At 61.0% G+C, this 23,923-nt stretch carries 23 protein-coding genes; 16 read left to right on the forward strand and 7 right to left on the reverse strand.

Annotated features, from left to right (window positions below; all coding sequences use genetic code 11):
- Positions 1-16: 16 nt before the first annotated feature.
- The 6 genes from pyrR to PMI32_RS30230 all read right to left on the reverse strand — a co-directional run bounded on the left by pyrR (position 17) and on the right by PMI32_RS30230 (position 4,096).
- A complete protein-coding gene (gene pyrR, locus PMI32_RS22640; RefSeq protein WP_008026190.1) occupies positions 17-520 on the reverse strand; it encodes a bifunctional pyr operon transcriptional regulator/uracil phosphoribosyltransferase PyrR in 504 nt (167 codons plus the stop codon).
- Positions 521-602: 82 nt separating this feature from the next.
- Positions 603-1,040 carry a Holliday junction resolvase RuvX gene (gene ruvX, locus PMI32_RS22635; RefSeq protein WP_008026193.1) on the reverse strand — a complete coding sequence of 146 codons (438 nt, stop codon included), beginning with the start codon at positions 1,038-1,040 and terminating at the stop codon, positions 603-605.
- Positions 1,040-1,612 (reverse strand): YqgE/AlgH family protein, encoded by a 573-nt coding sequence (locus PMI32_RS22630; RefSeq protein ID WP_008026194.1) that lies wholly within the window; start codon positions 1,610-1,612, stop codon positions 1,040-1,042. The genes ruvX and PMI32_RS22630 overlap by 1 nt, the downstream gene beginning before the upstream one ends.
- A gap of 180 nt (positions 1,613-1,792) precedes the next feature.
- The gene (locus tag PMI32_RS22625) at positions 1,793-2,692 is read right to left on the reverse strand and encodes an energy transducer TonB (protein WP_008026197.1); all 900 of its coding nucleotides are present in this window, start codon (positions 2,690-2,692) and stop codon (positions 1,793-1,795) included.
- A gap of 77 nt (positions 2,693-2,769) precedes the next feature.
- Entirely contained in the window at positions 2,770-3,723 is a 954-nt protein-coding gene (gene gshB / locus PMI32_RS22620) for a glutathione synthase (RefSeq protein WP_008026199.1), read from the reverse strand.
- A 202-nt stretch (positions 3,724-3,925) separates the two neighbouring features.
- The gene (locus PMI32_RS30230; RefSeq protein ID WP_157214348.1) at positions 3,926-4,096 is read right to left on the reverse strand and encodes a hypothetical protein; all 171 of its coding nucleotides are present in this window, start codon (positions 4,094-4,096) and stop codon (positions 3,926-3,928) included.
- Here PMI32_RS30230 and pilG point away from each other — a divergent pair.
- The 6 genes from pilG to PMI32_RS22590 all read left to right on the forward strand — a co-directional run bounded on the left by pilG (position 4,085) and on the right by PMI32_RS22590 (position 14,138).
- On the forward strand, positions 4,085-4,489 hold the full coding sequence (pilG, locus tag PMI32_RS22615) for a twitching motility response regulator PilG (RefSeq protein ID WP_008026200.1): 405 nt from the start codon (positions 4,085-4,087) through the stop codon (positions 4,487-4,489). The genes PMI32_RS30230 and pilG overlap by 12 nt on opposite strands.
- Positions 4,490-4,546: 57 nt before the next feature.
- On the forward strand, positions 4,547-4,912 hold the full coding sequence (gene pilH / locus PMI32_RS22610; protein ID WP_007897961.1) for a twitching motility response regulator PilH: 366 nt from the start codon (positions 4,547-4,549) through the stop codon (positions 4,910-4,912).
- A gap of 10 nt (positions 4,913-4,922) precedes the next feature.
- Positions 4,923-5,456 (forward strand): chemotaxis protein CheW, encoded by a 534-nt coding sequence (locus tag PMI32_RS22605; RefSeq protein ID WP_008026202.1) that lies wholly within the window; start codon positions 4,923-4,925, stop codon positions 5,454-5,456.
- A 133-nt stretch (positions 5,457-5,589) separates the two neighbouring features.
- Positions 5,590-7,647 carry a methyl-accepting chemotaxis protein gene (locus PMI32_RS22600; RefSeq protein ID WP_008026203.1) on the forward strand — a complete coding sequence of 686 codons (2,058 nt, stop codon included), beginning with the start codon at positions 5,590-5,592 and terminating at the stop codon, positions 7,645-7,647.
- A gap of 37 nt (positions 7,648-7,684) precedes the next feature.
- The gene (locus PMI32_RS22595) at positions 7,685-13,690 is read left to right on the forward strand and encodes an Hpt domain-containing protein (RefSeq protein ID WP_008026205.1); all 6,006 of its coding nucleotides are present in this window, start codon (positions 7,685-7,687) and stop codon (positions 13,688-13,690) included.
- Positions 13,683-14,138, forward strand: coding sequence for a chemotaxis protein CheW (locus tag PMI32_RS22590; protein WP_008026207.1), 456 nt, complete (start codon positions 13,683-13,685; stop codon positions 14,136-14,138). The genes PMI32_RS22595 and PMI32_RS22590 overlap by 8 nt, the downstream gene beginning before the upstream one ends.
- Before the next feature lie 114 nt (positions 14,139-14,252).
- Here the strand turns inward: PMI32_RS22590 and PMI32_RS22585 are convergent, their stop codons facing one another.
- Positions 14,253-14,624 carry a DUF6124 family protein gene (locus PMI32_RS22585; protein ID WP_008026209.1) on the reverse strand — a complete coding sequence of 124 codons (372 nt, stop codon included), beginning with the start codon at positions 14,622-14,624 and terminating at the stop codon, positions 14,253-14,255.
- 615 nt (positions 14,625-15,239) lie between these two features.
- On the opposite strand from PMI32_RS22585, the gene PMI32_RS29580 reads away from it, so the two are divergent.
- The 10 genes from PMI32_RS29580 (at position 15,240) to madM (ending at position 23,801) form a co-directional block, all read left to right on the forward strand.
- A complete protein-coding gene (locus PMI32_RS29580) occupies positions 15,240-16,277 on the forward strand; it encodes an RHS repeat-associated core domain-containing protein (RefSeq protein ID WP_008026211.1) in 1,038 nt (345 codons plus the stop codon).
- 265 nt (positions 16,278-16,542) lie between these two features.
- Complete coding sequence (gene mdcA / locus PMI32_RS22580) at positions 16,543-18,213, forward strand: malonate decarboxylase subunit alpha (protein ID WP_008026213.1); 1,671 nt, start codon at positions 16,543-16,545, stop codon at positions 18,211-18,213.
- Complete coding sequence (locus tag PMI32_RS22575) at positions 18,213-19,088, forward strand: triphosphoribosyl-dephospho-CoA synthase (RefSeq protein ID WP_008026215.1); 876 nt, start codon at positions 18,213-18,215, stop codon at positions 19,086-19,088. Before mdcA ends, PMI32_RS22575 begins: the two co-directional genes overlap by 1 nt.
- Positions 19,088-19,387: a malonate decarboxylase subunit delta gene (locus PMI32_RS22570; RefSeq protein ID WP_008026217.1), complete on the forward strand. Its 300-nt coding sequence runs from the start codon at positions 19,088-19,090 to the stop codon at positions 19,385-19,387. Before PMI32_RS22575 ends, PMI32_RS22570 begins: the two co-directional genes overlap by 1 nt.
- Positions 19,380-20,231, forward strand: a complete 852-nt coding sequence (locus PMI32_RS22565; RefSeq protein WP_008026220.1) for a biotin-independent malonate decarboxylase subunit beta — start codon at positions 19,380-19,382, stop codon at positions 20,229-20,231. The genes PMI32_RS22570 and PMI32_RS22565 overlap by 8 nt, the downstream gene beginning before the upstream one ends.
- Positions 20,228-21,031 carry a biotin-independent malonate decarboxylase subunit gamma gene (mdcE, locus tag PMI32_RS22560; RefSeq protein WP_008026221.1) on the forward strand — a complete coding sequence of 268 codons (804 nt, stop codon included), beginning with the start codon at positions 20,228-20,230 and terminating at the stop codon, positions 21,029-21,031. Before PMI32_RS22565 ends, mdcE begins: the two co-directional genes overlap by 4 nt.
- Positions 21,025-21,645, forward strand: coding sequence for a malonate decarboxylase holo-ACP synthase (locus PMI32_RS22555; RefSeq protein ID WP_008026223.1), 621 nt, complete (start codon positions 21,025-21,027; stop codon positions 21,643-21,645). Before mdcE ends, PMI32_RS22555 begins: the two co-directional genes overlap by 7 nt.
- Complete coding sequence (gene mdcH / locus PMI32_RS22550; protein WP_008026225.1) at positions 21,642-22,553, forward strand: malonate decarboxylase subunit epsilon; 912 nt, start codon at positions 21,642-21,644, stop codon at positions 22,551-22,553. The genes PMI32_RS22555 and mdcH overlap by 4 nt, the downstream gene beginning before the upstream one ends.
- A 65-nt stretch (positions 22,554-22,618) precedes the next feature.
- Positions 22,619-23,035, forward strand: a complete 417-nt coding sequence (gene madL / locus PMI32_RS22545) for a malonate transporter subunit MadL (RefSeq protein ID WP_008026228.1) — start codon at positions 22,619-22,621, stop codon at positions 23,033-23,035.
- Position 23,036: 1 nt separating this feature from the next.
- Positions 23,037-23,801: a malonate transporter subunit MadM gene (gene madM / locus PMI32_RS22540; protein WP_008026230.1), complete on the forward strand. Its 765-nt coding sequence runs from the start codon at positions 23,037-23,039 to the stop codon at positions 23,799-23,801.
- The last annotated feature ends 122 nt before the right edge of the window (positions 23,802-23,923 follow it).

The raw sequence follows: 23,923 nt of genomic DNA on the forward strand, positions 1-23,923 counted from the left end.
CTCTCAATAGGGCGAATTAAAGGGCGAGGTCTTGCAGTTCGAGCTTGAGTTCCGGGCCGGACAGCTTCACACGCTCGTGGGCGGCCAGCGATAGCGTCGCGCCGACCACGTTCGGGCGGATCGGCAGTTCGCCGGCGTCCAGGTCCAGCAGGCACACCAGCGTCACGCTGGCGGGGCGGCCGTAGTCGAAGAGTTCGTTCATCGCGGCGCGGATGGTGCGGCCACTCATCAGCACGTCGTCGATCAGCACCAGGTCCTGGCCTTCGATCTCAAACGGCAGCGCCGAAGGGCGCACCTGCGGGTGCAGGCCGTTCTGGCTGAAATCGTCACGGTAGAAAGACACGTCCAGGGTGCCGAGCGGCGCATCGCTGCCCAGTTCTTCGAGCAACGCCTGGGCAACCCAGACGCCGCCGGTACGAATACCGATGTAGCGCGGTTCGCTGATGCCACGGTGTTCCAGATGTGCCTTGAGACGGATCGCCATCTGGCTGATCAGTTCGGCGGGATTGGGCAGGCTCATGGTTGCTCCTTCTTGGGCCCGAGCCGGGTGCTGCTGGAGGTGGCTCGGGTTGTCGCTATAGAGAGTCGCTTGTTACGGCTCTTCAGGATTCGAACAGTGCGCTGTTTTCATCGAGCCAGCCTTGCAGCAGCAGGGCGGCGGCGATGGCGTCGACCGGGTTGTCGCGGTAACTGCCCTTTTGCCCGCCGCGATCACGTCGTTCGCCCTTGGCTTCAAACGTGGTCAGGCGTTCATCGTGGGTATAGAAGGGCAGGTTGTAGCGGCCGTTGAGGCGGCGGGCGAATTTCTCGGCGCGCAGGCACATGTCGCTGGGCGTGCCGTCCATATTCAACGGCAGGCCGACCACCACGGCATCGGGTTTCCACTCTTTGATCAGCGCTTCGACCTGATTCCAGTCGGGCACGCCGTTTTGTGCCTTCAAGGTGCACAGCTCGCGGGCCTGGCCGGTAATCACCTGGCCAACCGCCACGCCGATCTGTTTGGTGCCGTAGTCGAAGCCCATAATCAGCCGCAGGGCCATCAGGCGTGTCCTGCCTGGCTGGTGAGCAGGCTGAGGTTGACGCCCAGGTGCTTGGCCGCTGCTTCGAGGCGCAGTTCGCTGCTGGTGTTGAACAGGATGTCGGCATCGAACGGGCAGGTCAGCCAGGCGTTCTGCGCCAGTTCGGCCTCAAGTTGCCCGGCTTCCCAGCCTGCGTAACCGAGGGCGATCAGGCTTTTTGCCGGACCGACGCCATCGGCGATCGCGAACAATACGTCCTGGGAGGTGGACAACGAGAGGTCGCCTTCCAGATCAACGGTCGCCTGAAACTGCTTGCCCGACGGGTGCAGGACAAAACCGCGATCGGTCTGCACCGGGCCGCCGATGAAGATCGGCACATGCTGGCAGAGCAGCAGTGGCTCGATATTGGGGCGCAATTGCTCGAGGATATCGGCCAGATTCAGGTCTTGCGGACGGTTGACCACCAGCCCCATGGCACCATTGGCCGTGTGCTCGACGATGTAGGTCAAGGTGTGGGCAAAGTTCGGGTCGGCCATGTGAGGCATGGCGATCAGGAAGTGATGCTTGAGGTAGCTTGGGCTGACGTTCTTCATGAGCGCTAGTGTGGCGTTGGAGGGGCGAACTGACAAGCTGGGGATGCCGCAATTTGGCTGTCGACACAGATCAAATGTGGGAGCGAGCCTGCTCGCGATGACGGCGGCACATTCAAAATTGAGGTGTCAGACAGACCGCCATCGCGAGCAGGCTCGCTCCCACAGGGTTGTACGCTGTGGTTAATTACTGGACAGCCGGTCCCCGCGTGCAAATTTCCAGGTGCGGATGATTTCCAGTCGGTCGATGTCCGACAAATCCCCGGTAAACGGCGAAAACGGCGCAGCCAGCCGCACAATTCGCTGTGCCGCCTGATCCAGCAGCGGTTGCCCGGACGACTCCAGCACCAATACTTCAAAAAGCGAGCCGTCGCGGTTGATCGAAACCATCAAGCGCAAATTGCCGTAAATCTGTTTGCGCCGCGCTTCATCCGGATAATTGAGGTTACCGATGCGCTCGACCTTTTTGCGCCACTCATCCTTATACCAGGCGCCTTTGTCGCGCATGGTCGAGGCCGCGCTCAGGCGGTGGATACGCGGGCGCTTGGCGTACAGCTGTTGTTCGTTGGCCAGTTCCGCTTCGAGGCTGGCGATGTCGCTGGACAGCTGTTCACTGTCGAACGTCGGCGCGGCGATGGCGGGTTTGGTGGCAGGTTTGGGCTCTTCGGTCTTGGCCGCGGCTTTCTTCGGCTTCGGTGCGACGGTGGTCACGGCAGCCTTGGGCGCTGCTTCCTGGACTTCAGGCTTGGCGGCCGGCGGTGGCGTGACTTTTTGCACCTTGTTGTCCTGGAACGGCGCGACCTCGGTGGTCTTGGGAATCGCCTTTTTATCCAGGGTGCCGCTGCCTTCCTGATTTTCCTGCGCGAGAAAGTCGGCCTTCGCCGGTTTCTTTTCGCTCTTGAAGGTGGCGAGGGTGATTTCCAGGGTTTTGCTGATTTGTTTGGGTTCGACCATCGTAAAGCCGACGCCCAACAGCAAGGCCAGGTGAATCAACGCCGCGAGAAACAGGGTAAATCCGAGGCGATCAGCCGGGCGCACGCCACGATGGGCGAGTTCAGCGGGCAGATCGGACGGAAGTGTCATGACAAGAAAACCAACATCGCGTTTTTCAGAGGCCGCGCATGATAGCGCAATGTTGGTTTCATCTTGGGTGTTCTATATCAACGGGCCTTGAGCTTCTGATCGATGGCATCCATCAACAGGCCGCCGATGTCGGTGCCGAAGGCGTTATCAATCTCGCGAATGCAGGTCGGGCTGGTGACGTTGATTTCCGTCAGGTGCTCGCCGATCACGTCGAGACCCACGAACAGCAGGCCTTTCTCGCGCAGGGTCGGGCCGACCTGGGCAGCGATCCAGCGATCCTTGTCGCTCAACGGACGGGCTTCGCCACGACCACCGGCGGCGAGGTTGCCGCGGGTTTCGCCGGCCGCCGGAATCCGCGCCAGGCAATAATCCACCGGCTCGCCGTCGATCATCAGGATGCGTTTGTCGCCGTCCTTGATCGCCGGCAGGTACGCCTGGCCCATGATCTGCTGGGTGCCCAGCGCGGTCAGGGTTTCCAGGATCACCGACAGGTTCGGGTCACCTGCGCGATGACGGAAGATCGAGGTGCCGCCCATGCCGTCCAGCGGCTTGAGGATCACATCGCCATGTTTGGCGGCGAATTCACGCAGCACGTCGGCGCGGCGGCTGACCACGGTCGGCGGCGTGCACTGCGGGAACAGGGTGGCGAACAGTTTTTCATTGCAGTCACGCAGGCTCTGCGGCTTGTTGACCACCAGCACGCCCGCGCGCTCGGCTTGCTCGAGCAGGTAAGTGGAGTAGACGAACTCCATGTCGAACGGCGGATCCTTGCGCATCAGGATCACGTCCAGATCGCTCAGCAGCGCGTCGGTCTCGTCTTCCAGCTCGAACCATTTTTCCGGGTTGGCAAAAACTTTCAGCGGCCGCATCCGCGCCCGGGCTTCACCTTCGCCTTGATACAAGTCGCGCTGTTCCATATAGAACAGTTCCCAGCCGCGCTTCTGTGCGGCCAGCAGCATGGCCAGCGAGCTATCCTTTTTATAGGAGATGCTGGCAATGGGATCCATGACAATCCCGACGCGAACGCTCATGGGTTTTTCCTCTGAAGTGGGGGAGGCCTATGTAAGTCCCCTGTAGGAGCGAGCCTGCTCGCGATGGACTTCAGGACACCGCGCTTATCCTGCTGGCACGCGTCATCGTTGACGACCATCGCGAGCAGGCTCGCTCCCACAAAAGATCAATCCAAAGGACCGTATAAAAGTGGCGTCAGAGTGGCGCTGAGTGTGTTCCCGGTCAAGGAAAAACCACTTCAAAGGACGCCCGATAGATTGCATTTGGAGACTGTGCTAAAAAGGCTGCCATGTCGTGCTGGCCCTTGAGTATCAAGGGTTTCAAGCCGCCGGTAACCGGAAAACGGACAATTTGATTCGCAAAGGCGACGGTAGAGCATTTATGGGCCAGCATTCCAGCGCCTTGAAGGTCATGGTGATCGACGATTCGAAGACGATTCGTCGCACCGCCGAAACGCTGTTGAAGAATGTGGGTTGTGAAGTCATTACGGCCATCGATGGTTTCGATGCGCTGGCGAAGATTGCCGATCATCATCCCGGCATCATCTTTGTCGACATCATGATGCCGCGTCTGGATGGCTATCAGACCTGCGCTTTAATCAAGAACAACAGTGCGTTCAAGTCCACGCCAGTGATCATGCTGTCGTCCAAGGACGGGTTGTTCGACAAGGCCAAGGGGCGCATCGTCGGCTCCGACCAGTTTTTGACCAAGCCTTTCAGCAAGGAAGAACTGCTTAACGCGATCCAGGCCCATGTACCGGGCTTCGCCGCCGTTTTGCCGCAGTAGGACACGCACAGTGACGCTCGGCCAGCGGGCCCGGCGTCGACAAGAATGGGGAAAACCATGGCACGTATTCTGATCGTCGATGATTCGCCGACCGAAATGTACAAACTGACCGGCATGCTGGAAAAGCACGGTCATGAAGTGTTGAAAGCCGAAAACGGCGCCGACGGCGTGGCCCTGGCCCGTCAGGAAAAACCCGACGCCGTGCTGATGGACATCGTCATGCCCGGCCTCAACGGTTTCCAGGCGACCCGTCAGTTGACCAAAGACCCGGAAACCGGGCACATCCCGGTGATCATCATCACCACCAAGGATCAGGAAACCGACAAGGTCTGGGGCACGCGCCAGGGCGCCAAGGATTACCTGACCAAACCGGTCGACGAAGACACCCTGATCAAAACCCTGAACAACGTGCTGGCCGGTTGATCACCCGACCATGACCGAGTCGTTGACCGCCTTCGAACTGCTGCTGCAGATCGACCAGCGCTGTCGTCTGCTGGCGGCGGATCTGCCGTCGCAGCCAACCCGACAGGACAGCTGGAGCGGCATCGGTTTTCGTTTGGGCGAGGCGTGGTACGTCGCGCCGATGGGTGAAGTCAGCGAAGTCCTGCATGAACCGCGCTTCACCCAGTTGCCGGGGGTCAAGCCTTGGGTCAAGGGCGTGGCCAACCTGCGTGGGCGCTTGCTGCCGATGATGGATTTGAGTGCCTTCTTCGGGCACGAATTGTCGGCAGTGCGCAAGCAGCGGCGAGTGCTGGTGGTGGAGCATAACGAGGTGTTTGCCGGGTTGATGGTCGATGAGGTTTTCGGCCTTCAGCACTTTGCCCAGGACAGTCTGGAGCCGGTGGATAACTTGAGTGGCCCGATTGCACCGTTCATCAAGGGCCGGTTTCAGCGTGAGCAGAATTGGCAGGTGTTCAGCCCGTTTGCGCTGGTGCGGTCGCAAAGCTTCATGCACGTAGCGCTGTAAACGCCGACCCTGTAGGAGCCGGCTTGCTGGCGATGGCGGCGCGCCTGACACGCCGCGTCGTCTGAATCGCCAGCAAGCCGGCTCCTACAGGGGGTGGCAAGCTTCACAGGTGTTGGTTAACAGGCGAGGACCGATGATAAAAGCTAAAACAGGCAAGCCAGAAGGATCGCGCAGCCGCTCGCAGATCATCGCGCTGTTCATCGCGCTGATTGTCTTCATCATGCTGCTGTTCGCCAACTTCGCTTACCTCAACACCCAGGCCTCGTACGATAAACAGTACATCGGCCACGCCGGTGAGCTGCGCGTGCTGTCCCAGCGCATCGCCAAAAACGCCACTGAAGCCGCCGCCGGCAAGGCAGCGGCGTTCAAGTTGCTCAGCGATGCGCGCAACGATTTTGCCCAGCGCTGGGGTTATCTGAAGAAAGGCGACCCTTCCACCGGGCTGCCGCCGGCACCGTCCGCCGTGCGCCCGGAAATGCGCGCCGTGCAGCTGGATTGGGAGCGTGTGCTGAAAAACACCGACGCGATCCTTTCCAGCGAACAGACGGTTTTGTCGCTGCATCAAGTCGCCGCCACCCTCGCTGAAACCGTGCCGCAGTTGCAGGTCGAGTACGAAAAAGTCGTCGAAATTCTCCTGCAACGCGGCGCGCCCGCCGCTCAGGTGGCGATGGCCCAGCGTCAGTCGTTGTTGGCCGAACGTATCCTCGGCGCGGTAAACACCGTGCTGTCCGGCGACGAAAATTCGCAACAGGCTGCCGACGCGTTTGGCCGCGACGCCGCGCGTTTCGGCCTGGTGCTCACGGGTATGCTCCAGGGCAATCCGGCACTGAAAGTCAGCCAGGTCGAAGACCACGATGCCCGTGCCCGCTTGATCGAGATTTCCGAGCTGTTCGAATTCGTCTCGGGTTCGGTGGATGAAATCCTCGAAACCTCGCCGGAACTGTTCAAGGTCCGCGAATCGGCGACCAACATATTCAGCCTGTCGCAAACCCTGCTCGACGAAGCCTCGCACCTGGCCTCCGGGTTCGAAAACCTCGCCAGCGGGCGCAATACAGACACCATTGGTGGCTACGTGCTGGGTCTGGCGGCGCTGATGTCGATCATCCTTATCGGGATGGTGATGGTGCGCGAAACCAATCGTCAGTTGCGCGAAACCGCTGAGAAGAACGAGCGCAACCAGAACGCGATCATGCGCCTGCTCGACGAGATCGAAGACCTGGCCGACGGCGACCTGACCGTGACCGCTTCGGTGACCGAAGACTTCACCGGGACCATCGCCGATTCGATCAACTATTCCGTGGACCAGCTGCGTGATCTGGTGGCAACAATCAACCTCACCGCCGGCCAGGTCGCCGCCGCCGTGCAGGAAACCCAGGCCACCGCCATGCACCTGGCGCAGGCCTCGGAGCATCAGGCGCAACAAATCAGCGAAGCCTCCACCGCGATCAACGACATGGCGCAGTCCATCGATCAGGTGTCGGCCAACGCCGCCGAATCCTCGGCGGTGGCCGAGCGCTCGGTGGAAATCGCTAACAAGGGCAACGAGGTGGTGCACAACACCATCCACGGCATGGACAACATTCGCGAGCAGATCCAGGACACGGCCAAGCGCATCAAGCGCCTGGGCGAGTCTTCGCAAGAGATCGGCGACATTGTCAGCCTGATCGATGACATTGCCGACCAGACCAACATTCTTGCACTCAACGCCGCGATCCAGGCCTCCATGGCCGGTGATGCCGGGCGCGGTTTTGCGGTGGTGGCCGACGAGGTGCAACGGTTGGCCGAGCGCTCGTCCGCTGCGACGCGGCAGATCGAAACCCTGGTGCGGGCGATCCAGGCCGACACCAATGAAGCGGTGATTTCCATGGAGCAGACCACCACCGAAGTGGTGCGTGGCGCGCGTCTGGCGCAGGATGCCGGTGTGGCTCTGGAAGAAATCGAAGGCGTGTCGAAAACCCTCGCGGCGTTGATCCAGAGTATTTCCAACGCGGCACAACAGCAGACGTCTTCGGCTGGGCAGATTTCCCTGACGATGAACGTGATCCAGCAGATCACCACGCAGACCTCGTCCGGTTCCACCGCTACGGCCGAGAGCATCGGCAACCTGGCGAAAATGGCCAGCCAGCTGCGACGTTCGGTGTCCGGTTTCACCTTGCCGGCCGCCAAGGCGCAGACTGTGGATAAAGTGTGAGGCGCCCGAGGGCGTTCGAACGATGAACGGAGTGGTTATGGGTGATCGGCACGACTATGTGGCCCTCGAGTGGGTCAAAGGCGAGATTGCCGAAACACTGAAAGTGGCTCACCAGGCGATTGAAACGTTGCTTGATGACCCTCAGGCGACGCACGCCCTCAGTGAATGCCTGGCGTGCATCCATCAGGTTCACGGCAGTTTGCAGATGGTCGAGTTCTACGGCGCGGCCCTGCTCGCCGAAGAAATGGAACAACTGACTGCCGCCTTGCAGCAGAACCGCGTCATTCATCGTGACGAAGCGATCCACTTGTTGCTGCAAGCGATCGGTCAGCTGCCGATCTATCTCGACCGCGTACAAGGCGCGCGCCGCGACCTGCCGCTGGTGGTGTTGCCGTTGATCAACGACCTGCGCAGTGCCCGTGGCGAAAGCCTGTTATCGGAAACCAGCCTGTTCACCCCGCAATTACCGGACTTGCCGTCACTGGATGACGAGGCGCTGGCGCTGCTGGAGCCGGCGGACCTGCCGAACGTGCTGCGCAAATTGCGCCAGATGTTGCAGATGGCCCTGGTCGGGTTGCTGCGCGAACAGGATGACGACACCCATCTCGGTTACCTGAGCACCGTATTTTCACGCCTCGAAGGGCTGTGCGGGAATGCGCCGCTGAGCCCGTTGTGGCAAGTTGCCTCGGCGCTGGTCGAAGGCATGCGCGGCGGCTCGATCGCCAACAGCCCGGCCCTGCGCAGCCTGTTCAAGGACGCCGACAAAGAACTCAAGCGCTTGCTTGAACAGGGCATGTCCGCGATCAATCAGCCGGCACCGCCGGAGTTGCTCAAGAGTTTGCTGTTTTACATCGCCAAAGCCGAACACCCCACCGGGCAGATGCTGACCATGAAAGATCGCTACGGACTGGACGATGCGCTGCCTGACAGCGCGATGGTCGACGAAGAACGGGCACGGCTGGCCGGCCCGGACCGTGATGCCATGCGCTCGGTGCTGGCCGCGCTGTGCGAAGAACTGGTGCGGGTCAAAGAACGCCTCGACCTGTTCGTGCGCAGCGACCGCCAGCATGCCTCGGACCTCGATAGCTTGCTGGCACCCTTGCGGCAAATCGCCGACACCCTGGCGGTGCTCGGTTTCGGCCAGCCGCGCAAGGTCATCATCGATCAGCTCGCGGTGGTGTTGAGCCTCGCTCAGGGGCAACGCGAACCCAACGACGCGATCCTGATGGATGTCGCCGGCGCCTTGCTTTACGTCGAGGCGACGCTCGCCGGGATGGTCGGCACAGTCGAGCCGGAGAGCCAGGAAGACAGCCGCCTGCCGACCACCGACCTGACGCAGATCCACCAGATCGTGATCAAGGAAGCACGCATCTGCCTGCAGCAGGCCAAGGACATGGTCGTCGACTACATCGACGCCGACTGGGACCGCCAGCATTTGCAACCGTTGCCGGCCTTGCTCACCCAGGTGCGCGGCGCGCTGGCGATGATTCCGCTGAGCCGTGCGGCGAGCCTGATCGACGCCTGCAACCACTTTATCCGCGAGCATCTGCTGCTGGAGCCGGACCAGCCTGGCTGGCAGGCGCTGGACAGCCTGGCCGACGTCATCACCAGCATCGAGTATTACCTTGAACGCCTGAGCGACGACGCTGAAGCGTCCGGTGAACAATTGCTCGACGTTGCGGAGAAGAGCCTGGCAGCGCTCGGCTTTTTCCCCAGCGAACACAATGTCCCTGTGCTGGATGAAGTGCTAAGCCCGAGTGAGGCACAGGTGATGCAGGACCAGCAGGAACTGGACGATCCCGACGTCGTCCAGACCCTGGCCGATGTCCTCGCCAACCCGGTGTCGGCGGTCAATCCGCCCGCCCTGAATACGCCGGGCAGCCTGTTGCCACCGCCTCCGGGTGAAGAACCGGTGGACGATGAACTGCGCGAAGTCTTCCTCGAAGAAACTGACGAAGTCCTGGAAATCCTCCGGGAATACTTGCCGCGCTGGGCGAACAACCCCGAGAGCGAATCGACCCTGGGTGAACTGCGCCGAGCCTTCCACACGCTCAAAGGCAGTGGCCGGATGGTGCGCGCGCTGGTGCTGGGTGAGCTGGCGTGGGCCGTGGAAAACCTGCTCAACCGCGTGCTGGAACGCAGCGTTGAACCGGGGCCGGCGGTGCAGCAACTGCTCGGCGATGTATTGAACCTGCTGCCGGAACTGGTGGCTGAATTTGCCGGCAATGCTCAGCGTCAGCGCAACGACGTCGACCAATTGGCCGCCCGTGCCCACGCGCTCGCCAAGGGTGACAAGCCGTTGGCCGATGAGGACGTGCAGGATGTCGCCGCCCTCGATCCGTTGTTGCTGGAGATCTTCCGCAACGAAGCCGAAACCCATCTGGCCAGCCTCAACCGCTTCCTCGATCAGGCCGCCGAACATGTGCCGTTGCAGGCCAGTGACGAACTGCAACGTGCCTTGCACACGCTCAAAGGCAGCGCGTCGATGGCCGGCGTTTTGCCGATTGCCGAGCTGGCGACGCCGCTGGACAAACTGGCCCGTGAATACAAGGCGCACCTGATCGCGCTGGACCTCGACGAAGTCGAGCTGCTGCTGGAAGCCGAAGGCGTGTTCCGCGTCGGGTTGCGACAGCTCAAGGTCGATCCGTTGGCCGAGATTCCCGGGGCCCGTTCGTTGATCGAAAGAACCCAGGCGCTGCTGGCCGAGCGCCTGGAAGCCCTGTTGAGCACGCCGAGCATGGCGCTCAGAACCAAGCGCGATCCGCAGTTGATCAACAACTTCCTGGCCCAGGGCATGGACATCCTGCTGGACGCGGAAAGCCTGTTGCAGCGTTGGCAGCAGCACCCCGGTGAACGTCAGGAACTCAGTGCGCTGTTGGATGAATTGACCACCCTCGGCGAAGGCGCGCACCTGGCCGATCTGCATCCGGTGGATGAGCTTTGTGAAGCCTTGCTCGATCTCTACGGCGCCGTGGAAGAAAGCAGCCTGGCGGTCAGCGAGGCGTTTTTCCATGAGGCGCAAAGTGCCCACGAAGCGCTGATCAACATGCTCGACGAACTCGCGGCCGGTCAGGAAGTCAGCCCGCAACCGGAGCGCATCCGGGCCTTGCGCGACTTGCTCGATGAAAGCCTCGATCCATCGGCCATGGGCCTGATTCGCAGCGACGGCAGCCGCACCCTGAGCATTCGCGAACTGGGCGCCGCCACCGCAGAACTCGCACATTCCCCTGTAGGAGCCGGCTTGCCGGCGATGGACGTTAACGATGACGCGTTTTCCTTGGAAAACCGCGGCGCCTTCGAGCCCATCGCCGGCAAGCCGGCTCCTACAGTTGACCGCGTAGCGGATCTGGACGACGAGATCGTTTCGATCTTCCTCGAAGAGGCGGTGGACATCCTCGAAAGCGCCGGTCAGGCCTTGCAGCGCTGGCTGAAAGACCCGGACAACGCCGCGCCGTTGTTGTCGTTGCAGCGGGATTTGCACACGCTCAAGGGCGGTGCGCGGATGGCCGAAGTCGAGCCGGTCGCAGGCCTCGCCCATGAGCTGGAAAGCCTTTACGAAGGGCTTGTCGATCGCCGTTACAGCCACAACGAAACCCTGGCGCAGCTGTTGCAGCAGAGCCATGACCGACTGGCGCAACTGCTTGAGCAATTGCAGCACCACAAGCCACTGGGTGATCCGGGTGAGCTGATCGAAGCCATTCGCGAGTTCCGCCAAGGCAACGCCAGTGCGCCGGAAGTCGCCGAGCCTGTGCGGGCCGAGGACTCGCCGGGGCATGATCCGGAGTTGCTGGAGATCTTCCTTGAGGAAGGTTTCGACATCATCGAAAACTCCGGCGCGGCGCTGGTTCGCTGGCAGGCCGAACCTGCCAATCGTCAGGAAATGGAAACTCTGCTGCGCGATCTGCACACCCTCAAGGGTGGTGCGCGGATGGTGGAAATCGGCCCGATCGGCGACCTCGCCCATGAGCTGGAATTTCTCTACGAAGGCTTGTCCGCCGGTGTGTTGAAACCGACCGCCGCGCTGTTCGGCCTGCTGCAAAGCAGCCATGACCGACTGGCGCAGATGCTCGACGCGACCCGCGCTGGTCAACCATTGCCACCAGCGGATCGGCTGATCGACGCGATCAGGAATTTCAGCCATCCGGAAGTGCCGGAAACACCCGTTGCCACACCGGTTGCACCCAAGGTCGAGCCGCTTGCGCCACAAGCCGATACCGGTGCCGACATGGTCAAGGTCTCGGCAGAGCTGCTCGACGACCTGGTTAACCTGGCCGGGGAAACTTCAATCTTCCGTGGTCGCATCGAACAGCAGGTCAACGATGCGCGCGTGGCGCTGAACGAAATGGAAACCACCATCGAGCGCATGCGCGATCAATTGCGCCGGCTCGATACCGAAACCCAGGGCAGGATTCTCAGCCGCCAGCAAGTCGACGCCGAACGCTCGGGCTACGAAGAATTCGACCCGCTGGAAATGGACCGTCACTCGCAGTTGCAGCAGCTGTCGCGGGCACTGTTCGAATCCGCTTCCGACCTGCTCGACCTCAAGGAAACCCTCGACCGGCGTAATCAGGACGCGGAGAACCTGCTGCAACAGCAAGGCCGCATCAACACCGAATTGCAGGAAGGTCTGATGCGCTCGCGCATGGTGCCGTTCGAGCGGATGCTGCCGCGCTTGAAGCGCATCGTCCGCCAGGTCTCTAGCGAGCTGGGCAAGGAGGTGGAATTCGTGGTCGGCAACGCCGAAGGCGAGATGGACCGCAACGTCCTCGAACGCATGGCCGCGCCGCTGGAACACATGCTGCGCAACGCGGTGGACCATGGCCTCGAATCCGCCGAAGTGCGCATCGCGGCCGGAAAACCGGCGCAGGGGCGGATCACCCTCGACCTGTCCCGCGAGGGCGGCGACATCATTTTCGACATCCGCGACGACGGCGCCGGAGTGCCTCTGGACGCGGTGCGGCGCAAGGCAATCAAGCGCGGGTTGCTCGCCGCCGACAGCGACATCAGCGACCGCGACGTGCTGCAGTTCATCCTGCAACCGGGGTTCTCCACGGCCGAGAAAATCACCCAGATTTCCGGGCGCGGCGTGGGCATGGACGTGGTTCATGAAGAAGTCCGGCAACTCGGCGGCACGATGAGCATCGACTCTGTGGCGGGGCAGGGCGTGCATTTCCGCATTCGCCTGCCGTTCACCGTGTCGGTCAACCGGGCGCTGATGGTGCAGTGCGGTGAGGATCAATATGCGATCCCGCTGAACACCATCGACGGCATTGTGCGCGTGCTGCCCAACGAACTCGAAGGGCATTACCGGCTCGATCCGCCGACTTACAAATACGCCGGGCAGCACTATGAACTGTGTTACTTGGGTGAACTGCTGAAAACCAGCACACGTCCGAAACTGCTGGGCCAGAGCCTGCCGTTGCCGGTGTTGCTGGTGCAGTGCAACGAGCGCCACATCGCCGTGCAAGTCGATGCCATGGCCGGCACCCGCGAGATCGTGGTGAAAAGCCTCGGCCCACAATTTGCGGCGGTGCAGGGCTTGTCCGGGGCGACGATTCTGGGCGATGGCCGCGTGGTGCTGATTCTCGATCTGTTGGCGCCGATCCGCGCGATGCAGGCGCAGGTGCCGCAACGACGGCTGCTTCAAGACCCCGAACCCGAGCCGCACAAGCCCTTGCTGGTCATGGTGGTCGACGACTCGGTCACCGTGCGCAAGGTCACCAGTCGTTTACTCGAACGCCACGGCATGAACGTGCTGACGGCCAAGGACGGCGTTGATGCCATGCTGCTGCTCGAAGACCACATGCCGGACCTGATGCTGCTGGACATCGAAATGCCGCGCATGGACGGTTTCGAAGTCGCCACCCAGGTGCGCGCCGACGAGCGACTGCAACACCTGCCGATCATCATGATCACCTCGCGCACCGGCCAGAAACACCGCGACCGCGCCATGGCCATCGGCGTCAACGACTACCTCGGCAAGCCGTATCAGGAATCGGTGCTGCTCGAAAGCATCGCCCTGTGGAGCAAAACCCATGCTTGAGCATCGCACCAGCAACCTCACCGGGCTGCTGCTGCCCCTGGCTGACCGCAACCTGATTTTGCCCAACGTCGCGGTTGCGGAGTTGATTGACTATCAGCCGGGGGCGTTCGATCTCGATACGCCGCCGTGGTACCTGGGGCGGGTGAGCTGGCGGGAGCGGCAGATTCCGTTGCTGAGCTTTGAGTCGGCGTGTGGCGATAAAATCGTGATTGGCGAGCGCGCGCGGATCGTGATTCTCAATGCGCTGGGCGGGCGGCCTGAGCTGAAGTTCATTGCCTTGCTGGTGCAGGGGATTCCTCGTTCCTACAAGCTCGACAGTCAGCTCAGCTACGTCGATGTGCCGTTGTGCGCGCTGGAGCAGGCGGCGGTGCAGGTGGGCGATCAAGTGGCCAAAGTGCCTGACTTGCTGGCGCTGGAGGAGTTGCTTGTGAGTGCCGGGCTGGTCTGACTGGCCCCTTCGCGGGCAAGCCTCGCTCCTACAATGGATCGGGGCGCACACAAAACCCCTGTAGGAGCGAGCCTGCTCGCGATAGCGGTCTTCAATTCACCGAAAACCTGACGGCTAAACCTTGGCCTGAGCCAACGCCTCATGGTGATCCAGCGCCCGCTCAACCAACAACTGCACGCCATCAGCCATTCGGCTGAGCGCCAAGGCTACCGAGCGACGTGAGCCTTCCACCCCGTCCGCCAGATCGGCCGCAATGGCGCTGATAGACAGCAGGTCCTCAGAGGCATTGGCCAGAAGGGCTTCGGTGTTGATATCGGGGGCGACGGTAAATAGCTGGAATTTTCGGTGCTTGCCCGGTTTTTCGTCGGCCGGGGGGAAGTAGTGCGCGAAGACGCGGTCGGCGGCTTCCTTGAGTTTCTCGGCTTCGAGGGCTTCTAGGTGGTCGGTGTCAATGTTATCTGCTGAGTTTGGCGTTTCCTTGGACATAATGAGTTTCCGCTTACAGATTGGAGTTGGTCCATTCGTTATAAATGGCGCATTTGCTCCCGTTTTTTTCGGGGGTTCCAGACCCGGTCGCTGATTTGGCAGCGACACACAAACGATAAAGATCAGCGCAAAAGCGCACCAGTCAGCGGGATCCGGCATTGCTGTAGGCAGCGACGCCAGACTTCGTAGCCTCCAACCGTTCCTGCGGACAAATGTTTAAACACAAAAAACCAGTCGTCTGGCGAAGGTGTCCAAAGGTTGAAGATTCCCCAAAAGGGACCGATCGGTCCTTTTTTGGGACTTATCGTTCATTGCTCTCCGGCATTGAAAATTGCAGTGAGTGAATGTTCCGGCCCCTTCGCGGGCAAGCCTCGCTCCTACAGGTGCTGCGTCAGTTTCGAAAATGGCGCAAATCCTGTAGGAGCGAGGCTTGCCCGCGAAAGCGTCAGTAGTGCTGCCGCAAAATACCAGTCAACATTTCGCCTCCAGATTTTTGTTCGCTGACTAAGTGGCTGTTCTCGGGACAGCGTCTACCTATCAGTTCTGCTAGTCGACACTCTCAGCTCGATGGCCGAAGCTCAATGCCATCAGCAAGGACCAGCAGGAGCCCTGTCAATGCCTTCCCAATACAAAGAAGTACTCTGCACTTATCACTATGATCCGCTGGACTGTCTGATTGGTTTGAACCCGGCCAAACAGGGCACTCTTCAGCGCTTTTACTGCAAAAGCAGACTGGTCACAGAGATTCAGGGCTTGGCGCGCTGTTCAATCGTGCAGCAGGGTGATCAGTTGTTGGCGCAACAGAAACGTTTGGGCGACACACTGGAAACGGATTTATGGGCCACAGATCAGCAGCGTTCAGTGATGCACACAGTTGGCGAGCGTCCGCTTCCGATTGTTTACTCACCCTATGGTCATCGTCGCGCAGAAAGTGGTTTAACCAGTTTGCTGGGTTTTAATGGTGAGCGGCCAGATGCGGTCACCGGACACTATTTATTGGGTAATGGATATCGTGCGTTCAATCCGAATTTACTTCGGTTTAATAGCCCGGACAGTTTAAGTCCGTTTGGTGAAGGCGGTATAAACGCCTATTGCTATTGTTCCGGAGATCCAGTCAATAGGAGTGATCCAGAAGGTAGGATGTGGAAGCCTGTGATACAGGCCCCCCACCTTCAGACCACTAAGGATACGGCTTTGAGTATAAAAAAAAGCCGCGCATTTTGGGGTGAGGTACGGTCAAGCCTCAAAAAGAAAGACACAAATGCTGTTTCGAAACTTATTAATTCTGAGGGAGAGTATTTATTTCCTGATCCTCGAATGTCGCATTTAATTCCTGTGTATGAAAAAAACAGGCGCCCGGAGTTGGAGCAGCATAGACAGGCATTTGGCTTTGTAATTGCAGATATAAATAAGTTAACTTTGGAAATAAAAGGTGTTGGTGGTATTTCAGAAATAACCCCTGCTTTAGCAAAGCTACAATCAGAACGTTTTAAAACTAAAGCCCAAATAGAAATAATGGATTCAAAACTTCAACAGATGCGGATGGAGATGGCAACATCGGATCGGAATTTGAAGCGGCTTGGCAAAATGAGACTCCACCTTGAAGTAAAGAGACTCAAGCTTGAAGCAGAGAAAACCCGGTTTGATACATAACTTAATTTGTCAGAAATCCAAGCTGCTTGGCTTGCTGGCGCTGGAGAGTTGTTAACAAATGCCGGGTTGATCTGACTGACCACTTCGCGAGCAGGCTCGCTCCCACATTTGAAACGCATTCCCCTGTGGGAGCGAGCCTGCTCGCGATGGCGTCGGCCGGTTCAACCATTACCCTGACCGTAACAATCCACCACTCTGCTTGATTGATGCCCCCCACCCAACCCTCCTAAGGTGACTCCCACGACAGCGAACCCGTGGAGTGGTCATGACAACAACAATATCCCCCGACTCGCGATGGACGCGGCGGCGCAGCGAAAAGCAGCGGCGTCTGGCGTTGGTCAAAGGCCTGGCTGACGGTGTGGTGCTGCCCACCGACAACATCGTGGCAGCGCTGGAGGCGTTAATCCTGCCCGGCGACCGCGTGGTACTGGAGGGCAACAACCAGAAGCAAGCGGATTTCCTTTCGCGCTCACTGGCTAAAGCCGATCCTGCCAGGCTCCACGACCTGCACATGATCATGCCCAGCGTCGGACGCTCCGAGCATCTGGACCTGTTCGAACGCGGCATCGCCCGCAAGCTCGATTTTTCTTTCGCCGGCACCCAGAGCCTGCGCATCAGCCAGTTGCTGGAAGACGGCCTGCTGGAAATCGGCGCAATCCACACCTACATCGAGCTCTACGCACGATTGGTGGTGGACCTGATTCCCAACGTCGTGCTCTCGGCCGGTTTCATGGCCGACCGCGCCGGCAACATCTACACCGGCCCCAGCACCGAAGACACGCCCGCATTGATCGAACCAGCGGCCTTCAGCGACGGCATCGTCATCGTTCAGGTGAACCAGCTTGTCGATGACGTTACTGACCTGCCTCGCGTCGACATCCCCGCGTCCTGGGTCGATTTCGTGGTGGTGGCCGACAAGCCGTTCTACATCGAGCCGCTGTTCACCCGCGACCCACGGCACATCAAGCCTGTGCACGTGCTGATGGCGATGATGGCGATTCGCGGGATCTACGAAAAACACAACGTGCAGTCACTGAACCACGGCATCGGCTTCAACACCGCCGCTATCGAACTGATCCTGCCGACCTACGGCGAATCCCTCGGCCTCAAAGGCAAGATCTGCCGCAACTGGACACTCAATCCGCACCCGACCTTGATCCCGGCCATCGAAAGCGGCTGGGTCGAAAGCGTGCATTGCTTCGGCACCGAGCTGGGCATGGAAAACTACATTGCTGCGCGCCCGGACGTGTTCTTCACCGGGCGCGACGGCTCGCTGCGCTCCAACCGGATGTTCAGCCAACTGGCCGGGCAATACGCGGTGGACCTGTTCATCGGCGCGACCCTGCAAGTCGATGGCGACGGCCATTCTTCCACCGTGACTCGCGGGCGCCTGGCCGGTTTCGGCGGGGCGCCAAACATGGGGCATGACCCGCGCGGGCGGCGTCACGGCACGCCGGCCTGGCTCGACATGCGCCACGGCGATGCACCGGAACCCTTGCTCGAACGCGGCAAGAAACTCGTGGTGCAAATGGTCGAGACGTTCCAGGAGGGTGGCAAACCGACCTTCGTCGAAACCCTCGACGCGATTGAAGTGGCGAAGAAAAGCGGCATGCCGCTGGCGCCGATCATGATTTACGGCGACGACGTCACCCACCTGCTGACCGAAGAAGGCATCGCCTATTTGTACAAGGCGCGCTCGCTGGAAGAGCGTCAGGCGATGATCGCCGCCGTCGCTGGCGTGACTGCCATCGGCCTGCGTCACAACCCGAAAGACACCGCCCGGATGCGTCGCGAAGGCTTGATCGCCTTGCCTGAGGACCTCGGCATCCGTCGCACCGACGCCACCCGCGAATTGCTCGCCGCCAAAAGCGTGGCCGATCTGGTCGAGTGGTCCGGTGGTCTCTACAACCCTCCCGCCAAGTTCAGGAGCTGGTAATGCACGCATTCAACCTGCAACCCAAACCTCTGTCGCTGGCCGAACGGCTGGCGGACCTGGCAGTGGACGCGCTGATCGACGAAGCGGACCTGTCACCGAAACCGGCGCTGGTGGATCGTCGCGGCAATGGCGCACACACCGATTTGCACCTCGGGCTGATGCACGCTTCGGCGTTGTCGCTGTGGCCGGCATTCAAGGAAATGGCGGAATCGGCCATCGCGTTTGGCGAAGTCGGTGTACCGCTGCGCGAAGCGATTGGACGGATTGGCCGGGAGGGCGAGCAAACCATGCTCGCCACCACTAACGGTGTGAATACACATCGGGGCGCGATCTGGGCGTTGGGGCTGCTGGTCACTGCCGCCGCGCTGGACTGCTCGAATACCCACGCAAGCACGGTGGCGTTGCGGGCAGCCCGACTGGCGATACTCGACGACCGATATGCCCCGCGTCCTCTGAGCCACGGCGCGCAAGTCGCCCAACGTTACGGCGCGCGTGGTGCCCGTGAAGAAGCCCAACTCGGTTTCCCTTCGGTGATTCAACGCGCACTGCCGCAACTCAAACGCAGCCGCGCCGCCGGCCATGGCGAACAGAACGCCCGGCTCGATGCGCTGCTGGCGATCATGACTCAACTGAGTGACACCTGCGTGCTCTACCGCGCCGGCGAACAAGGCCTGCACACCATGCAACTCGGCGCCCAGGCAGTGCTCGACGCGGGTGGCAGCGCCAGCCTTGCCGGTCGCCGGCGCTTGCATGAACTGGACGAACAATTAATCGCGTTGAATGCCTCGCCCGGCGGCGCTGCGGACTTACTCGCGGCCTGCCTGTTTATCGACCGCATTGCGTCGGCTGACGGCATCAACCAGGGAGCGTTTTGATGGAAACCTTATCCTTTGAATTCCCCGCCGGGCAGCCGCCACGCGGTCGTACGCTGGTGGGTTGTGTCGGTTCGGGCGATCTGGAAGTGCTGATCGAGCCGGGTCAGGCCGGCAAGCTGACCATCAAGGTGCAGACCTCGGTCAATGGCGCCGAACAACGCTGGCAGCATCTGTTCGCACGGATGTTCGACGGCCAGACACCACCGGCAATGGCCATCGATATCCACGATTTCGGCGCGACCCCCGGTGTGGTGCGCTTGCGTCTGGAACAAGGCTTTGAGGAGATCGGCCATGACTGACAGTGCAGCGCTCCTCCACAAGCACAGCTTCATCGAACTCGGCGCCCGACACCGGGCGAAAGCCTTGCTCGACGCCGGTACCTTCCGCGAATTGCTCGACCCGTTTCAACGCGTCATGTCGCCGTGGCTGTCACGCCAGGGCGTGGTGCCGCAAGCCGATGACGGCGTGGTGATTGCCAAGGGCAGCCTCGGCGGTTTGCCGGTGGTGATCGCTGCCATCGAAGGCGCTTTCCAGGGCGGCAGCCTCGGTGAAGTCGGCGGGGCGAAGATTGCCGGTGCGCTGGAGCTCGCCGCTGAAGACAACCGCAACGGCATTCCAACCCGCGCCGTGTTGCTGCTGGAAACCGGCGGCGTGCGCTTGCAGGAAGCCAACCTCGGGTTGGCGGCGATTGCCGACATTCATGCGGCGATTGTCGATCTGCGTCAGTACCAACCGGTGATCGGCGTGGTGGCGGGCAGCGTCGGCTGTTTTGGCGGGATGTCGATTGCCGCGGGGTTGTGCAGTTATTTGTTGGTGACTCAGGAAGCGCGTCTTGGCCTGAACGGCCCGCAGGTGATCGAACAGGAAGCCGGGCTTGAGGAATACGACTCCCGCGACCGTCCTTTCATCTGGAGCCTGACCGGTGGCGAGCAACGCTTTGCCAGCGGTCTGGTGGATCGCTTTGTCGCTGACGACGTGGCGCAGGTCCGGCAGCAGGTCAGTGAATTGCTGCAACAAGGCTTGCCGGAACAACAACGCAGTCGTCAGGCCGATCTGTTCCTGCAACGGCTGGCCCGCCTGGACGCCGAACCGCAAATCGATGCCGCGACGGTTCGCGATCTGTATCAAGGAGAGCGCTCATGAGTTCGTATTCCCTGAGAGGTTTGAACTGGTTCAACGCCTTGAGTGCAGGCGCGAAACCGGTGGAGGGTTTGCCTGCATCACTGAAAGCCGCTGATGGTGTGGTGGGCGAACAACCGGTCCGGTTTATCGCGGTGGTGGCAGATCCCGACAACCGTTTCGTCCGCGCTCGCAACGGTGAAGTGGGTTTGCTGGAAGGTTGGGGCTTGGCCAAGGCGGTGGATGAAATCATCGTGGCTGACGCTGATAAATCGCATAAGCGCGCCGTGATCGCGATCATCGATGTGCCGAGTCAGGCTTACGGTCGGCGCGAAGAAGCGCTGGGCATTCATCAGGCGCTGGCCGCTGCGGCGGACAGCTATGCCCGCGCCCGGTTGGCTGGCCACGCTGTGATTGGTTTGCTGGTGGGCAAGGCGATGTCGGGAGCGTTTCTGGCGCATGGGTATCAGGCCAATCGATTGATAGCGCTGCGTGATCCGGGCGTGATGGTGCATGCGATGGGCAAGGCGTCAGCGGCGCGGGTGACCTTGCGCAGTGTCGAAGAACTGGAAGCACTGGCCGCGAGCGTGCCGCCGATGGCGTATGACATCGACAGCTACGCCAGTCTCGGTTTGCTGTGGGAAACCTTGTCGGTGGAACAGATTGAGCAGCCAACATCAGCGGATCTGGCGCGAGTGACGGAATGCCTGAATCTGGCGATTGGTGATGTTGCCGCAAGCGGTCGCGATTTGAGCAGCCGTTTGGGCGCGAGCAACCGCGCTGCGTCGAGCACGGTTCGCCAGCTGCTGAGAGCGCAGTGGTGAGCACGTTTCTCGCTCACGACCTGCTGTGGGGGATGACCCCGGAGCAGTTGCCTGCGCAGGCGCCTGCGTGGGTGATCGAGTCGATCAGCGCGGGTCAGCCGGTGGTGGTTCGGCGTGCGTTGAGTACGCCGGGTTTCATCGCGGTCGGGGTGCGTGGTCGGTTGCGTGAGCAGCGGTATGCGACGGTGATGGAGGTCGATGCGGTTCAGCGTCGGGTCACACCGGAAGCGCTGTGTCATGTCTCGATCGATCGGGATTTGCCCGCCGTGCAGGCACTCAACCAATTGCGGCCGTTGCTCGATGGCTGCGGTTGGGTGTGGGGTGTCAGCGGCAGTGCCGGATTTGAATTGGCCTGTGGCGTTGTTGCTTTGCATGAGGGCAGCGATCTGGATTTGGTCCTGCGTACGCCGCAGGTTCTGGACCGGTTAAAGGCGCAGGAACTGCTGAATATTCTGGCCAGCGCCGCATGCCAGGTGGACATGCAATTGCAGACGCCATTTGGTGCCGTCGCCCTGCGTGAATGGGCCGGTCCTGCGCGTCGGGTGTTGCTGAAAAACGCCAGCGGAGCTTGCCTTGTGATTGATCCGTGGAACCCGCTGGAGCAAGCAGCGTGAGCAGTTTGTTGGTGTTCCCCGGCCAAGGCGCGCAGCAGCCGGGCATGCTCCATCGTTTGCCTCGCGAGACGGTGATCGAGGCGAGCGAAGTGCTTGGCGAAGACGCATTGCAGCTGGATTGCGCTGAAGCATTGAAATCGACGCGGGCGGTTCAGCTGTGCCTGTTGATTGCCGGTGTCGCGGCTTCGCGCCAGTTATCGATGACGCCGGATTACGTGGCGGGCTTGTCCATTGGTGCTTATCCGGCCGCCGTGGTTTCGGGTGCCTTGAGCTTCAGCGATGCGCTGTATCTGGTCAGCCTGCGCGGTGAATTGATGCAGCAGGCTTATCCACAGGGCTACGGCATGACCGCGATCATCGGTCTCGATTTATCCACAGTGGAAGGCTTGCTGGCGCAGGTTCACAGCGTCGATACGCCGGTTTACCTGGCCAACATCAACGCCGATAACCAGGTGGTGATTGCCGGCAGCGACGGCGCGATGAAGGCCGTCGCCGAGTTGGCGAAAGGGCGCGGCGCAGGTCTGGCCAAGCGCCTTGCCGTCAGCGTGCCGTCGCACTGTCCGCTGCTGGATGCGCCGGCGAAAACCCTGGCCGAAGCCTTCGCCAATGTGAAATTGAAAGCGCCGACGGTGGGCTACCTGAGCGGCAGTCGCGCGCGGCCAATCATCAACATCGAAGCCCTGCGCGAAGACCTGGCTTACAACATGTGCCGCATCGTCGATTGGCGCGGCACGGTACAAAGCGCCTACGAGCGCGGCGTACGGCTACAAATCGAACTGCCGCCTGGTGCGGTGCTGACCGGGCTGGCGCGCCGGGTGTTCGAGCAGGGCACCGTGATTGCCTTCGACGGGGCGCGGCTCGACACCTTGCAGGCGCTGTTGCGTGAGGAGGGAAGCCACCAACTCTAGACCTCCGACTCAGGCCTTCGAACAACAAAAACAACATTCGACGATGCACTTTGAGGACTACAACAATGATTATTTACGGTGTGGCGCTGTTGGCGATCTGTACGCTGGCAGGGGTGATTCTGGGCGATGCGCTGGGCGTATTGCTGGGCGTCAAATCCAATGTGGGCGGGGTCGGGATCGCGATGATCCTGCTGATCTGCGCGCGGTTGTGGATGCAAAAGCGCGGCGGCATGACCAAGGATTGCGAGATGGGCGTCGGCTTCTGGGGCGCCATGTACATTCCGGTGGTGGTGGCGATGGCGGCGCAACAGAACGTCGTGACCGCGTTGCACGGCGGCCCGGTGGCGGTGCTCGCGGCCATCGGTTCGGTGGTGCTCTGCGGTTGCACCATTGCCCTGATCAGCCGGACCCACAAAGGCGAACCGTTGCCTGATGAACCTGCGGAACTCACGCCCGTTGGCACGCCAGTAGGAGGCCGCTGATATGTTGGAAGTCATCGAGAAGGGCTTGGCAACTAACGGTCTGGTCACGGCGTTCGCGTTCGTTGGCGTGATCATGTGGGTGTCGGTGGTGTTGTCCAAACGCCTGACGTTCGGGCGGATTCATGGCTCGGCGATTGCCATTGTCATCGGCCTGGTCCTGGCGTGGGTCGGCGGCACCATGACCGGCGGGCAAAAAGGCCTGGCGGACCTGACACTGTTCTCGGGTATCGGTCTGATGGGCGGCGCGATGCTGCGCGACTTTGCCATCGTCGCCACGGCGTTTGAAGTGCAGGCCACTGAAGCGAAAAAGGCCGGGATGATCGGCGTGATTGCGCTGTTGCTGGGCACGGTGTTGCCGTTCATTGTCGGGGCGAGCATTGCCTGGGTGTTCGGTTATCGCGATGCAATAAGCATGACCACCATCGGTGCGGGCGCGGTGACTTACATCGTCGGGCCGGTGACTGGCGCGGCGATTGGTGCCAGTTCCGATGTGGTCGCATTGTCGATTGCCACCGGGTTGATCAAGGCGATTCTGGTGATGGTCGGCACGCCGATGGCAGCGCGCTGGATGGGGTTGGATAACCCGCGTTCGGCGATGGTGTTTGGCGGGTTGGCCGGTACGGTCAGCGGTGTGACGGCCGGGTTGGCGGCGACGGATCGGCGGTTGGTGCCTTATGGGGCGTTGACGGCGACGTTCCACACCGGGCTTGGGTGCTTGCTTGGGCCATCGTTGCTGTATTTCATTGTTCGCGGGATTGTTGGTTAACCCGATAGATCTTCATTAGCTGTACCGACGCCTTCGCGAGCAAGCCCGCTCCCACATTGGAATGCATTTCCCTGTGGGAGCGGGCTTGCTCGCGAAGGGTGCACCTCGGTCTTAAGCCTGGC

This window comes from Pseudomonas sp. GM60 (genome assembly GCF_000282415.1).
Classification (GTDB): Bacteria; Pseudomonadota; Gammaproteobacteria; order Pseudomonadales; family Pseudomonadaceae; genus Aquipseudomonas; species Aquipseudomonas migulae.

Bases quoted from the DNA above. Each gene is read 5' to 3' on its own strand.
- mdcE (WP_008026221.1), top strand. From the start codon at position 20,228: ATGAGTTCGTATTCCCTGAGAGGTTTGAACTGGTTCAACGCCTTGAGT.
- madL (WP_008026228.1), top strand. From the start codon at position 22,619: ATGATTATTTACGGTGTGGCGCTGTTGGCGATCTGTACGCTGGCAGGG.
- PMI32_RS22585 (WP_008026209.1), bottom strand. From the start codon at position 14,624: ATGTCCAAGGAAACGCCAAACTCAGCAGATAACATTGACACCGACCAC.
- pilG (WP_008026200.1), top strand. From the start codon at position 4,085: ATGGGCCAGCATTCCAGCGCCTTGAAGGTCATGGTGATCGACGATTCG.
- PMI32_RS22575 (WP_008026215.1), top strand. From the start codon at position 18,213: ATGCACGCATTCAACCTGCAACCCAAACCTCTGTCGCTGGCCGAACGG.
- madM (WP_008026230.1), top strand. From the start codon at position 23,037: ATGTTGGAAGTCATCGAGAAGGGCTTGGCAACTAACGGTCTGGTCACG.
- PMI32_RS30230 (WP_157214348.1), bottom strand. From the start codon at position 4,096: ATGCTGGCCCATAAATGCTCTACCGTCGCCTTTGCGAATCAAATTGTC.
- PMI32_RS22590 (WP_008026207.1), top strand. From the start codon at position 13,683: ATGCTTGAGCATCGCACCAGCAACCTCACCGGGCTGCTGCTGCCCCTG.
- PMI32_RS29580 (WP_008026211.1), top strand. From the start codon at position 15,240: ATGCCTTCCCAATACAAAGAAGTACTCTGCACTTATCACTATGATCCG.
- PMI32_RS22600 (WP_008026203.1), top strand. From the start codon at position 5,590: ATGATAAAAGCTAAAACAGGCAAGCCAGAAGGATCGCGCAGCCGCTCG.
- PMI32_RS22570 (WP_008026217.1), top strand. From the start codon at position 19,088: ATGGAAACCTTATCCTTTGAATTCCCCGCCGGGCAGCCGCCACGCGGT.
- pilH (WP_007897961.1), top strand. From the start codon at position 4,547: ATGGCACGTATTCTGATCGTCGATGATTCGCCGACCGAAATGTACAAA.
- ruvX (WP_008026193.1), bottom strand. From the start codon at position 1,040: ATGGCCCTGCGGCTGATTATGGGCTTCGACTACGGCACCAAACAGATC.
- mdcA (WP_008026213.1), top strand. From the start codon at position 16,543: ATGACAACAACAATATCCCCCGACTCGCGATGGACGCGGCGGCGCAGC.
- PMI32_RS22605 (WP_008026202.1), top strand. From the start codon at position 4,923: ATGACCGAGTCGTTGACCGCCTTCGAACTGCTGCTGCAGATCGACCAG.
- PMI32_RS22565 (WP_008026220.1), top strand. From the start codon at position 19,380: ATGACTGACAGTGCAGCGCTCCTCCACAAGCACAGCTTCATCGAACTC.
- pyrR (WP_008026190.1), bottom strand. From the start codon at position 520: ATGAGCCTGCCCAATCCCGCCGAACTGATCAGCCAGATGGCGATCCGT.
- PMI32_RS22625 (WP_008026197.1), bottom strand. From the start codon at position 2,692: ATGACACTTCCGTCCGATCTGCCCGCTGAACTCGCCCATCGTGGCGTG.
- PMI32_RS22630 (WP_008026194.1), bottom strand. From the start codon at position 1,612: ATGAAGAACGTCAGCCCAAGCTACCTCAAGCATCACTTCCTGATCGCC.
- gshB (WP_008026199.1), bottom strand. From the start codon at position 3,723: ATGAGCGTTCGCGTCGGGATTGTCATGGATCCCATTGCCAGCATCTCC.
- PMI32_RS22595 (WP_008026205.1), top strand. From the start codon at position 7,685: ATGGGTGATCGGCACGACTATGTGGCCCTCGAGTGGGTCAAAGGCGAG.